Here is a 12474-nt window from a genome sequence, read left to right as displayed (position 1 = left end):
CAACGCTCTCTCACTACCGGGGGCTTAAGCACCGATGCTCTCTCACCTGGGTGAGAGAGCATCGCCCCGGATCGGGTCAAAAGTGAGAGAGCGTCTGTTCAAAACGGGTCAGAAGTGACAGAGCGTCGCCCCGAAACGGGTCAAAAGTGAGAGAGCGTCGGGGGGGGGGGGGGGGGGGAGATGCGGGGAAAAGCTAGATGCCCAGGGCTTCCTTCAGCGCCGCCACGTGGCCCTGCGCCTTGACCTGGTACTGGGCCAGCTTGACGTTGCCTTCAGGATCGAGCACCACGGTGGAGCGGACGATGCCCTCGGTGACCTCACCGTCGCGCAGCTTTTCGCCCCACGCGCCGTAGGCCAGGGCAACGGAATGGTCCTCGTCGGCCAGGAGCGGGAAGGTCAGTGCGAAGTCGCCCGTGAAGTGGGCCAGCTTCTCGGGGGCGTCGGGGGAGACGCCCAGGACCTCGTAGCCGGAGCCCTGCAGCGACTCGAGGCTGTCACGGAAGTCGCAGGCCTCGGTGGTGCAGCCCGGGGTGGCCGCTTCCGGGTAGAAGTACACAATCACGTTCTTGCCGCGGTAATCGGCCAGGGACGTCGGCTTGCCCTCCGCATCGGGCAGGGTGAAGTCCGGTGCCTGGGTTCCGGGCTGGAGCTTGGTGGTCAGTGTGGGGCTCATGGTGATCCTTCGGGAGTCTGGTTTCTGACAAAAGCGTGTTAGGAAGCGGACGTGTTACTGGCACAACCGCCGGTTCAGATGCAGTATTCCGCGGGTCCGCGCACTTTCGTGTGGGGGCCGGGGACGAACTGGTAGCCCCCGCCCCGCACCGTGGCGATCGCGTGCCGGCCGCGGCGCAGCTTCCGCCGCACCCGGCCCACGTACACATCGATGGAACGCGAGGCCGCCGCCGGTGAATCTAACGATTCCAGGAACAGCCGCAGTTCCTCCCGGCTGATGGCCCGCGAACAATTTTCCACGAGGTAGCGCAGCAGCTTGAACTCGACGCCGGTCAGCGCCACCTGCGTCCCGTCCAGCCTGACCTCGCCGGCGGCAAGGTCCACGGACACCAGGCTCGCCGGACCGGCCGACGGCGGGACGTGGGTTGTGCCGTCGTCGCCCTCTTCCGGGGAGTCCTCCGGAACGGACGACGACGGCACTGGGGTTCCGCTGCCGGCGGCCCCTTGCGGTCCCCCCGACGGGGCAGCATGGGCAGCGGAGGTTGCAGCTCCGGCGGCGGGCCAGACGTGGACTTCCGCCTCCGGAGCAATCTTCAGGGCACGCGCCAGCAACAGTTCCGCAGCGCGTGCCATCACGGCGTCGTCAATGTCCTGCTCGCCGTCCGGGGTTACCCAGACGGCCAGGCCATGGGCTTTGAGTTGCGGCCCCGGCCTGGCCGGGCCAGCACATATGCCGCGCGGGGAATGTACCTGGACTGCCATGGTGTGGTGCCTCAGACGCCGCCGCGGCGGATGAGCTTGCCGCCGGGGGTCTTGCCGTCGATTTCATGACCGCGCAGGAATGTCTTCCGCACCACACCGGAAAGCGCCTTGCCGTCGTAAGGCGTGATCGGGTTTTTGTGCTTGAGCTTGGAGACGTCCACCACGAAGGCCTCGTCCGGGGCGAACACGGAGAAGTCCGCGTCATAGCCGAGTGCCAGCTGGCCCTTGTGGGAGAGGCGCGCCAGGGCGGCGGGCTTCTCGGCCATCCAGGACACCACCTGCTCCAGCGGGATGCCGCGGTGCCGCGCTTCGCTCCAGATCAGGGACAGGCCCAGCTGGAGTGAGGAAACGCCGCCCCACGCGACGGCGAAGTCGCCGTTTTCCAGGTCCTTCAGGTCGAGGGTGGACGGGGAGTGGTCGGAGACGATGCAGTCGATGGTGCCGTCCTGCAGGCCCTGCCACAGCAGCTCGCGGTTGGAGGCCTCGCGGATCGGCGGGCAGCACTTGTAGGCGGTGGCGCCGTCCGGAATCTCTTCGGCCATGAGCGTGAGGTAGTGCGGGCAGGTTTCCACCGTGAGGTGCACGCCGTCGCGCTTGGCGGAGGCGATCATCGGCAGCGCGTCGGAGGAGGACAGGTGCAGGATGTGGGCGCGGGCGCCGGTCCAGCGGGCCCGTTCGATCACTTCGGCGATGGCCTTGTTCTCGGCGCCGCGCGGGCGGGAGGCCAGGAACGTGGCGTAGTGGTCGCCGCCCGGGTGCGGTGCCCGGTCGATCGCGTGGGAGTCTTCCGCGTGGACGATCATGAGCGAGTCGAAGGACTTGAGCTCGGCCATGTCCTCTTCCATCTCGTCCGCTTCCAGGTGCGGGAACTCGTCCACGCCGGAGTGCAGCAGGAAGCACTTGAAACCGAAGACGCCCTCGTCGTGCAGCGGGCGCAGGTCCGCCTTGTTGCCCGGGACGGCCCCGCCCCAGAACCCGACGTCCACGAACGCCTGGTCCTCGGCCACCTCGCGCTTGAGCTTGAGGCCTTCCACCGTGGTGGTGGGCGGGATGGAGTTCAGCGGCATGTCGATGATGGTGGTGACGCCGCCGGCTGCGGCGGCGCGGGTGGCGGAGGCGAACCCCTCCCACTCAGTGCGGCCGGGCTCGTTGACGTGGACATGGGTGTCCACCAGGCCGGGGATGAGGGTTTCGTCGTCGGCGAGTTCAATCACGGCGTCGCCGGACAGGCCGTTGCCGAGCGGTTCGATGGCGACGATCTTGCCGCCGCGCACGCCCACTTCACGCGCGGCGATGCCGGCGGTGGTGAGGATGCGCTGGCCCCGGATGACGAGGTCAAAGCGTTCTTCAGACATTGAGGGGCTCCTTAGTACGGGCGCTGTTCGCCGGTGCGGTGGCCGCCTGGGTCAGGTCCGCCAGTGCCGCGCCGATGTGCTTTCCCAATTGTTCAAGCAGGGGTCCTGCTTCGGCTATACATATTTCTACCTTGGCCTCCAGCGAGGTCAGCGGGTAGACCTGCCGGAATCCTGAATCCGTCTGCTGCGACGGCGTCAGGGTGGTGCGGCCGCAGACGGCCACCACCGGAACACCGGCGCGGGCGGCCGCGCGGGCCACGCCCATGGGCGTTTTGCCGAGCAGGCTCTGTTCGTCCAGGCTGCCTTCGCCGGTAATCACCAGGTCCGCGCCGGCCAGCCGGTCAGCGAGCCCGGTGAATTCAAGCACGACGTCGATGCCCGGCCTGCGCGTCGCGGCCAGGACCGCGATGGCGGCGTAACCCACGCCGCCCGCCGCTCCGGCGCCCGGCGCGTCCGCGGCCTTCAGCGCGCGGGGTCCGATCTCCGCGGCGAGGACGTCCACAAAATGCTGCAGTGCAGCGTCCAGGGTTGCCACGTCCTCCGGGGTGGCGCCCTTCTGCGGGCCAAAGACCGCCGGCGCGCCTTCGGTTCCTAGCAGCGGGTTGTCCACATCGCTGGCGAGGACGAAGCGTGCCTCGTCCAGCCGGGCGTCGAAGCCGGAAAAGTCGATCCGGTCCAGCCTGGCCAGGGCCGCACCGCCGGGCGGCAGTTCGTTGCCTTCCGCGTCCAGGAGCTGTGCGCCGAGTCCCTGCAGGACGCCGGCGCCGCCGTCGGTGTTGGCGCTCCCGCCGACGCCCAGGATGATCTGCCGGCATCCGGCGTCGAGCGCTGCCCGGATCAGTTCCCCTGTGCCCAGGCTGGTGGCTCCCTTGGCGTCCAAGGTGCCGCCGGGGAGGACGGCGAGGCCGGACGCCGCGGCCATTTCGATGACCGCTTCCCGGCCGCGGACCGCAAAGTCCGCCCGGAGCGGCTGCCCGGTAGGTCCGCTGACCACGGCGCTCCGGCGGGTGAAGCCGGAGCCGACGGCGGCGTCGAGGGTGCCCTCGCCGCCGTCGGCCACCGGAATCCGGAGTACCTCAAGGTTGTGGCCGGTGGCGGACTGCAGCCCGGCATCCAGGTGCCGGGCCACGTCCGGGGCGGACAGCGAGCCCTTGAACTTGTCCGGGGCGATCACGATCCGCATGATTAGGCCTGCATTGCCAGGATGGCGGTGGGGGCGTCGGCGCTGGACTCGGCCAGTTCCTCGAACTCGTTCACCGCGTTGATTTCCACGCCCATGGAGATGTTGGTGATCTTTTCCAGGATCACTTCCACCACCACGGGAACCTTGAACTCGCCGGCCAGCGCCTTCGCCTTGTCGAAGGCGGACGCCAGGTCGCTGGGGTCCTCCACGCGGACGGCCTTGCAGCCCAGGCCCTCGGCCACCTTGATGTGGTCCACGCCGTAGCCGCTGGCGGTGGCCGAGAGATCGGTGCTGTTGATGTTCTCGAAGGCCAGGGAGACGTTCTGCTCCATGTTGAAGCCGCGCTGGGACTGGCGGATCAGGCCCAGGTAGGAGTTGTTGACCACCACGTGGATGTACGGCAGGTTGAACTGCGCGCCCACGGCCAGTTCCTCGATCATGAACTGGAAGTCGTAGTCACCGGACAGGGCCACAACGGTCTCGTCCGGCTTGCCGCGGACCACGCCCAGGGCGGCGGGGGCGGTCCAGCCCAGGGGACCGGCCTGGCCGGCGTTGATCCACTTGCGCGGGCCGAACACATGCAGCATCTGGGCGCCGGCGATCTGGGACAGGCCGATGGTGGACACGTACGTGGTGTCCTTGCCAAAGGACTTGTTCATCTCCTCGTAAACGCGCTGCGGCTTGATGGGGATGTTCTCGAAGTGCGTCTTGCGGTGCAGGGTGGCCTTGCGCTCGGCGCATTCGGCTGCCCAGGCGGAGTAGTCCGGCAGGGACCCGGCCTCACGGCGTTCGCGGGCCAGCTCGATCAGCCCGGCCAGCGCCGCACCGGCGTCGGACGCGATGCCCAGGTCCGGGGAGAACACACGGCCGATCTGGGTGGGCTCGATGTCGATGTGCACGAACGTGCGGCCGGCCGTGTAGGTGTCCAGCCCGCCGGTGTGGCGGTTGGCCCAGCGGTTGCCGATGCCGATCACGAAGTCGCTGCGCAGGTAGTTCTCGTTGCCGTAGCGGTGGCTGGTCTGCAGGCCCACCATGCCGGCCATCAGGGGGTGGTCGTCGGAGATGGCGCCCCAGCCCATCAGGGTGGGGATGACCGGAACGCCCAGCAGCTCGGCCAGTTCCACCAGCTGCTCGGAGGCGTCGGCGTTGATGATGCCGCCGCCGGCAACGATCAGCGGGCGCTCGCCTGCCGTCAGCATGTCCAGGGCCTTTGCCAGCTGCTTGCGGGAGGCCCTGGGCTTCTCCACGGGCAGCGGCTCGTAGGTGTCGATGTCGAATTCGATCTCGGCCAGCTGCACGTCGATCGGCAGGTCCAGCAGCACCGGGCCGGGGCGGCCGGAGCGCATCAGCTGGAAGGCCTTCTGGAAGGCGCCGGGAACCTGGCCGGGCTCCAGGACGGTCATGGCCATCTTGGTCACGGGCTTGGCGATGGACTCGATGTCCACGGCCTGGAAGTCTTCCTTGTGCAGCTTGGCCACGGGGGCCTGGCCGGTGATGCAGAGCATGGGGATGGAATCGGCCCACGCGGCGTACAGGCCGGTGATCATGTCCGTGCCGGCCGGGCCGGAGGTGCCGATGCAGATGCCGATGTTGCCGTCGGCGGCACGGGAGTAGCCGTCCGCCATGTGGCTGGCGCCTTCAACGTGGCGGGCCAGCGTGTGGCGGATGCCACCGTGGGCCCGCATGGCTGAATAGAAGGGGTTGATCGCCGCGCCCGGCAGGCCGAACGCCTCGGTGGCGCCCTCCTTTTCCAGGATCGCGACGGCAGCGTCTACGGTGCGCATCTTGGTCATTGTGTACTCCTTGGGAAGTCTGTTTTTGGGTGTGCTGAAGGAAGGCCCGGCGCTCGTCGCGGGGCACTTTGGGGGAGTCGGCGTCCTAAATTACGACGGCGGCCGGCGTGTTCGTGTCGAACTGCCCCGTTTCGGGGCCGCCGGCCGCGTGCTACGTGATGTTTACTTGCGGCCGCTGAGCTGGAGGACCTGCTTGAAGAGTCCCGAGTGGTCCAGGCCGCCGTCGCCCTGGTTGACGGTGGCGGCGACGAGCTGTGCGACGACGGCGCCCAGGGGGATGGCGACCTTGGCTTCGCGGGCGGCCGAGGTGACGATGCCGAGGTCCTTGTGGTGCAGGGCCAGGCGGAAGCCGGGGTCGAAGTTGCGGTCCAGCATCTTCTGGCCCTTCTGGTCCAGGACCTTGGAACCGGCAAGCCCGCCGCCGAGGACCTTAAGTGCGGCGTCAGTGTCCACGCCGTAGGCCTCCAGGAACGCGATGGCCTCGGCGAGGACCTCGATGTTGACGGCGACGATCAGCTGGTTGGCTGCCTTGACGGTCTGGCCGGAGCCGGAGGGGCCGACGTGGACGATGGTCTTGCCGACGGCGTTGAGGACGTCCTGTGCTGCCTCGAAGTCTGCCGCATCGCCGCCCACCATGATGGAGAGTGCGGCGTCGATGGCGCCCTGTTCGCCGCCGGAAACCGGGGCGTCGAGCGGGCGGATGCCGGCAGCGACCGCGTCCTCGGAGAGCCGCTTGGCGACGTCCGGGCGGATGCTGGACGCGTCGATCCACAGGGTGCCCTGCTTCGCGTTGGCGAAGACACCGTCCGGGCCGCTGACGACGCCCTCAACATCGGGGGAGTCCGGCACCATGGTGATGACGACGTCGGCGTCCTTGACGGCGTCCGCGATGCTCGTGGCACCCTTGCCGCCCTCGGAGACCAGCTTGTCGATCTTGTCCTGACTGCGGTTGAAGCCGGTGACGGTGTGGCCGGCCTTGACGAGGTTGATGGCCATGGGCAGGCCCATGATTCCGAGTCCGATGACTGCAACGTTGCTCATTGTGTTTCTCTTTCCTGAAGTCTGGGGAGGCTTACCCAACTAGGTCGCAGTAGATGTCGTTTTGAGGGTTCTAAACGACGTCTGCTGCTACCCAGTTGGGCGGGTGGTGCGGTGGGGAGCGAAAGCTACTGGGAGACGCGTTGGCGGATGGCCCAGCTGAAGGCCGTTTCCTGCGGTTCCTTGTACTCGAGGCCGATGTAGCCCTCGTAGCCGAGTTCGCGGCTGCGGGCGATCCATTCGCCGAGGGGAAGCTGCCCGGTTCCGGGAGCCCCGCGGCCGGGGTTGTCGGCGATCTGGATGTGGCCGAAGTCCTTGGCGTGCTTTTCGATGACCGCTGCGACGTCGTCACCGTTGACGGCCAGGTGGTAGAAGTCGGCAAGGAGCTTGATGTTCTCCACGCCTGACTCCGCCTTGACCCGGGCGATGACATCGAGGGCGTCCAGGGCCTTGAGGAGCGGGTACCTGGGGGCGCCGCTCACGGGTTCCAGGAGGACGGTGCCGCCGATGCGGGCCACCCCTGCTGCGGCTGCGGCCAGGTTCCTGGCGGCCAGTTCGTCCTGCTCCTCCGGCGTGAATTCGTCCTGGCGGTTGCCGTAGAGGGCGTTGAAGGCCTTGCAGCCGAGGCGCTCGCCGATTCCGGCGACGACGTCGATGTTGTCCTTGAACTCACCTTCACGGCCCACCCAGGAGACCAGGCCGCGGTCGCCGCCGGGCATGTTGCCGGCGTTGAAGTTCAGGCCGGTGAGCTGAACGCCGGCGTCCTTGATGGCGTTTTCAAACTCGGTGACCTGGGTGTCGGTGGGGACGGAGGTTTCGAAGGGCCACCAGAATTCGACGGCGTCAAAGCCGGCGGCCTTCGCTGCGGCGGGCCGCTCCAGGAGCGGCAGTTCCGTCAGCAGGATGGAGCAGTTCACTGTGTACGTCATCGTAGGTGTCCTTCCGGGGGAGGGGCTTTGATCTATCTTCCCCTTGGATTGCCTCTGCCGGTTCGGCTAAACATTCCGCTTTGTGGAATTTAGATTCTGCTTTATGAAAAGTTTAGGGAAGGTGAGGGTGCGAGTCAAGGGGGACCGGGCGGGTGCGGGCATGAGGCATATGGAAAAGGGGGAGTTCGGGGCCGCATCCGCTGCGCCGACACCTGGGCCATGCCCAATCCGCTTGACTCTGATATCGCCGCTCGCCCCTGCGACTATGCTGAGGAACGCCGGTATGGCACGGCAGTGGTATGGCGGCAAGGACCATTGTCACTGGTCGCGGAAGGACAATCGAATGGCTCGGCCGACAGTACAGGACGTCGCCAAAACGGCGGGAGTGTCTGTGGGGACGGTGTCCCGCGTTTTGAACGGAAGCCCGGCTGTCAGTGAGTCGAGCAAGGAAAAGGTCAATGCCGCAATCCGCCAGCTCAGCTACCGCCCACTCGCCTCGGCAAGGGACCTTCGTCGCGACCGGACCATGCGCGTCCTCGCTCTCGCCAAGAACCTGGACTCTTTGGTGATCAGTGAAGTTTTCCGCGGTGTGGGCGACGCCGCCGCGGACTCGGGCTATGTCAGCCTCATCGCAGCGACGTCCGGGGACCTGGATCGCGAACAGCAACTGGTGGACATGCTGCGGAATGGCTCCGTGGACGGACTGGTGCTGTTTTCTCCGACGATGTCGGATCAGGAAGTTGATGCCGTTGCCGAGCAGATGAGTGTCGTTCAGGTCTGTGAGATCGTCGACGCCGAATCGGCTTTCGGCGTGTCCATCGACGACCGGCAGGCCGCTTATGACATCACCCGACACCTGATCGACACCGGCGGCAAGAGGCTGGCCATGCTCGCCCACAGGGGTGCCCGCTCGGGCCGGCTGCGCGAAGAAGGCTTTCGTCAGGCGCTAACCGAGTCGGGCTTGGCACCGGACCGAATCCTGTTCGCCGAAGGCAATTTCGGCTTCCACTCTGGGCGCAGTCTTGCCCGGAAACTGCTGGAGGCGGGGGACCTTCCGGATGCGGTGTTTTGCGGCACTGACATCGTTGCGGCCGGGTGCGTCCGTGAACTCACCGACGCCGGGTTGCGGGTTCCTGGCGACATCGCTGTGGCAGGTTTCGATGACTCGGCCCAGGCCGAAATGTGCGTCCCGGAACTGACCACGGTCCGGCAGCCGGCCTATGAGATGGGCCGTATGGCATTCGCCGAACTCCTCGAACGGATGACCGTGCCTGGCGCCCATCGCCGCGGCCGGACTTTCCTCCCGCATGAGCTCGTGGTGCGGGACTCCACCAAGAGCTGAAGAAAGAGGGTTGACAGCCTCGCGTGGTCCCTGTCACACTATTTTGGAATCGATTCCACGGCCGCAGGCCCTATATTTTTCGCAGTTTTGGAATCGATTCCAAAATTCAATGAACCATCGGCAAAGAAGCCCTGTTCAGCGTGCGCGGCAGCCGCCGCCCCCTGAACTTCCCACCGCCCACAGCCCCCAAAGGAGCCACTTGTGGACTTGAATCGACCTGCTTCTCCACTCCAGGAGGACACCGCAACATCACAGACATCCGCACACATGACCGAACTGCGCGCAGGTTCCCTGCGGACACGCTTGGTGACTGTCGCCGCAGCGGCTATCGCCGCGGGCCTCCTGATCAGCGGTTGCGGCGGGGGAGCCGCACCCCAGGGTGCGGAACAGGCGGCAGCTGCCGATCCGGCCTCGGGCGCTAATGCCAGCGGCAGCGTCAACATCTGCGGCGTCAAGGACGCGTCGGGTATCTACAAAGGCACTGCGGAGGCATTCACCAAGGCGAACGGCAAGGTCACGGCCAAGTACACCGAGATCGGCGCCACCACAGACGAGGCCCGCACCCAGATCGTCCAGCGGCTCGAAGGTAAGTCCACTGAATGCGACATCTTCCTCACGGACGTCATCTGGACCTCCGAGTTCGCCTCCCAGGGCTGGCTGCTGGACCAGACCAAGCTCGTAGAGGCCAACAAGGACCGGCTCATTCCTTCCACGGTGGCGACCACCAAGTACCAGGACAAGTACTGGGCCTCGCCGTTCTTCACGAACGCCGGATTGGTCTACTACCAGAAGGACAAGGTGGCCAAGCCTGAGACCTGGCAGCAGCTCTACGCAGAAGCAGCCAAGGCTCCCGGCAACGGATACGTCTACCAGGGCAAGCAGTACGAGGGCCTGACGGTGAACTTCCTCGAAATGCTGTACAGCGCAGGCGGCGAAGTACTCGACGACAAGGGCGACGTGGCCATTGATTCGCCGGAGACGCGCGAGGTCCTCGACTTCATGAGCAACGGGCTCAAGGACGGCGCAGCTGACCGCGCCGTCCTGACCTACAACGAAGACCCCGCCCGTCTCGCTTATGAGTCCGGCGACTTCGGCTACCAGCGCAACTGGCCGCATGTATACCGCCTGCTCAACGCCACCTCCCTGGCCGGCAGCTTTGGCGTGGCACCTCTGCCGGCATGGGAAGGCGGCAAGGCATCCGGCGTGCTGGGTGGCTGGAACCTGGCTATCTCCGCCCACGCCACGAACCAGTCCGGGGCCGTGGCGTTCATTGACTTTGCCACCACGCCGGAATGGCAGAAGCACGTGGCCATGGACTACTCCCAGGCCCCGGTCAATGAAGCCGCCTATTCTGATGCAGCGGTTCTCCAAAAGATGCCCTTCGCCACCGAACTGCTCGCGTCCGTCAAAGGTGCCAAGCCCCGCCCGATCTCCCCGGTCTACCCGCAGATCTCCCAGGCGATCTACAAGAACGTATATGCCGTCCTTTCCGGAACTGCCTCGGCCGAGGACGCCGTGAAGAAGATGGCCGAGGAGATCACCACCGCCAAGGCGAGCTTCTGAACATGGCCAATAAAACACTTGTTCCCGGTCGCGGAGTGAACGGCCGCGACCGGGCCGAGCGGCGGCTAGCGGTCCGCATGACCGCCCCCTCCCTGGTCATCATGGCCCTGGTGGCGGCGGTCCCCATTGGCTACGCGATCTGGCTCTCCCTGAACCAGTACAGCGTCCGCACTGCAGGCCTCTCCCGATTCGTCGGTCTGGAGAACTACATCTCCGCCCTGAGCAGCCCTGAATGGTGGGCTGCCTTCGGCCAGACATTCCTCTTCGCCGGACTTTCGGTCTCCTTGGAGTTGGTGCTCGGCACGGCCATGGCCTTGCTGCTCAACCTCGCCTTCAAGGGTCGCGCCCTCCTGCGCACCGTGGTTCTGCTGCCCTATGCCATCATCACCGTGGTCAGCGCCATCACTTGGCAGACGATGTTCCAGCCAAACATGGGTCTGGTAACCAACGTCCTCTCCGCCCTCGGCCTGCCCGGCGGCGACGTCGTCTGGCTCGGCGAGCACGGATACGCCATGGCCGTGATCGTTCTGGCCGACGTCTGGAAGACCACGCCGTTCGCGGCACTCATCATCCTGGCCGGCCTGCAGGTCATCTCCTCCGAGACCTACGAGGCCGCAGAACTCGACGGCGCCAGCAAGTGGCAGACATTTGCACACATCACCCTGCCGCTCTTGCGTCCTGCAATCGTCCTCGCGGCGATCTTCCGCACCATGGATGCCCTGCGCGTCTTCGACCTGCCGTTCGTGCTCACCCGCGGCGCCAACGGCACCGAGTCCATGTCGATGCTGGCCTACACCCAGTTGCGCGAAAACCGGCTGGTGGGTGAAGGATCGGCGCTGTCCATCCTGACCTTCCTGACCGTCATGGTGGTCTCCGTCATTTACGTCCGCTTCGCCGGCGGCAACATCCGCGAAGTAGCCAAGGAGGAACAATGAGCACGCTGACTGCAGAACGCCCGACGGCGGAACCCGCCACGCGCCCCAGGGCACCGAAGCGTCGGCTCCGGGGCGAAGCGAAACTGCACCCCCTGGTGTGGGTGTTCGTCGTAGCCGTCATGGGCTTCTCACTCATCCCGTTTTACTGGCTGGTCAACACCTCGCTCAAGAAGGGGGCGAGCCTGTCCCGGGGCGAGCTGTTCCCGAGCCAGCCCACCTTTGAGAACTACCTTGTGGTATTCCAGAACCCCGAGTTCCTCCTGGCCCTGCGCAACTCGGTGATTATCGCCGTCGTCACCACCACAGTGGCACTGGTGTTCGCATCTTTCGCTGCTTATGCCCTGGCCAGGCTGAAGATGCGCCGCAAGGCCTTGATCCTGACGCTGATCCTCTCGGTGACAACCTTCCCGGCCATCGCCATCGCGGCCCCGTTGTTCTCCATCTGGCGGGAAATCGGCCTGTACGACACACTCCTTGGCCTCATCATCCCGAAGCTGACGTTCGCCTTGCCGCTGGCGATTTACACGCTGACGTCCTTCTTCAAGGAGATCCCTCGGGAACTCGAGGAGTCCGCGTACATGGATGGCGCCACGCCGTTCACGGCCTTCCGCAAAGTCATCCTGCCCCTGGCGGTCCCCGGCCTGGCCACGACAGCGATCCTGGTGTTCATCTCGGTCTGGAACGAATTCCTCCTTGCCGTCACCCTGACCACCTCGCCGGAGGCCCGCCCGGTCCCGGTCGCGATTGCCTTCTTCAGCGGAACCAGCGAGTTCGACCAGCCACTGGGCACAATCAGCGCCGCGTCAGTGATCATCACGGTCCCGCTTGTCATCCTTGTGCTCGTGTGCCAGAAACGCATTGTTTCGGGCATGACGGCCGGCGCCGTCAAGGGCTAATCACCA

Annotated in this window: 11 protein-coding genes; 4 read left to right on the top strand and 7 right to left on the bottom strand. The window is 66.0% G+C overall.

Annotated elements, in window-relative coordinates; translation table 11 throughout:
* Positions 1-193 precede the first annotated feature (193 nt).
* The 7 genes from bcp to Q8Z05_RS05405 form a co-directional block, all read right to left on the bottom strand.
* The gene (bcp, locus tag Q8Z05_RS05435) at positions 194-673 is read right to left on the bottom strand and encodes a thioredoxin-dependent thiol peroxidase (protein ID WP_305942471.1); all 480 of its coding nucleotides are present in this window, start codon (positions 671-673) and stop codon (positions 194-196) included.
* A 74-nt stretch (positions 674-747) separates the two neighbouring features.
* Positions 748-1434: a winged helix-turn-helix domain-containing protein gene (locus Q8Z05_RS05430; protein ID WP_305942470.1), complete on the bottom strand. Its 687-nt coding sequence runs from the start codon at positions 1432-1434 to the stop codon at positions 748-750.
* Between the two features lie 11 nt (positions 1435-1445).
* Positions 1446-2789 carry an allantoinase AllB gene (gene allB / locus Q8Z05_RS05425; protein ID WP_305942469.1) on the bottom strand — a complete coding sequence of 448 codons (1344 nt, stop codon included), beginning with the start codon at positions 2787-2789 and terminating at the stop codon, positions 1446-1448.
* Complete coding sequence (locus Q8Z05_RS05420; RefSeq protein WP_305942468.1) at positions 2782-3972, bottom strand: glycerate kinase; 1191 nt, start codon at positions 3970-3972, stop codon at positions 2782-2784. Before Q8Z05_RS05420 ends, allB begins: the two co-directional genes overlap by 8 nt.
* 2 nt (positions 3973-3974) lie before the next feature.
* Entirely contained in the window at positions 3975-5765 is a 1791-nt protein-coding gene (gcl, locus tag Q8Z05_RS05415; protein WP_305942467.1) for a glyoxylate carboligase, read from the bottom strand.
* A 162-nt stretch (positions 5766-5927) separates the two neighbouring features.
* Positions 5928-6806 carry a 2-hydroxy-3-oxopropionate reductase gene (locus Q8Z05_RS05410; protein WP_305942466.1) on the bottom strand — a complete coding sequence of 293 codons (879 nt, stop codon included), beginning with the start codon at positions 6804-6806 and terminating at the stop codon, positions 5928-5930.
* Between the two features lie 125 nt (positions 6807-6931).
* A complete protein-coding gene (locus tag Q8Z05_RS05405; RefSeq protein WP_305942465.1) occupies positions 6932-7732 on the bottom strand; it encodes a hydroxypyruvate isomerase family protein in 801 nt (266 codons plus the stop codon).
* 343 nt (positions 7733-8075) lie between these two features.
* Here Q8Z05_RS05405 and Q8Z05_RS05400 point away from each other — a divergent pair, with 343 nt between their 5' ends.
* From Q8Z05_RS05400 to Q8Z05_RS05385, 4 genes are all read left to right on the top strand, one after another.
* Positions 8076-9074, top strand: coding sequence for a LacI family DNA-binding transcriptional regulator (locus tag Q8Z05_RS05400; protein ID WP_305942464.1), 999 nt, complete (start codon positions 8076-8078; stop codon positions 9072-9074).
* A gap of 201 nt (positions 9075-9275) precedes the next feature.
* Positions 9276-10637 (top strand): ABC transporter substrate-binding protein, encoded by a 1362-nt coding sequence (locus Q8Z05_RS05395; RefSeq protein WP_371745931.1) that lies wholly within the window; start codon positions 9276-9278, stop codon positions 10635-10637.
* Between the two features lie 2 nt (positions 10638-10639).
* Positions 10640-11572, top strand: coding sequence for a carbohydrate ABC transporter permease (locus Q8Z05_RS05390; protein WP_305942462.1), 933 nt, complete (start codon positions 10640-10642; stop codon positions 11570-11572).
* Positions 11569-12468, top strand: coding sequence for a carbohydrate ABC transporter permease (locus Q8Z05_RS05385; protein WP_305942461.1), 900 nt, complete (start codon positions 11569-11571; stop codon positions 12466-12468). Before Q8Z05_RS05390 ends, Q8Z05_RS05385 begins: the two co-directional genes overlap by 4 nt.
* The last annotated feature ends 6 nt before the right edge of the window (positions 12469-12474 follow it).

The organism is Arthrobacter oryzae (genome assembly GCF_030718995.1).
Taxonomy (GTDB): Bacteria; Actinomycetota; Actinomycetes; order Actinomycetales; family Micrococcaceae; genus Arthrobacter; species Arthrobacter oryzae_C.
Note: the sequence above shows the minus strand (reverse complement) of the source record. Positions and strands in the feature narration are given on the sequence as shown.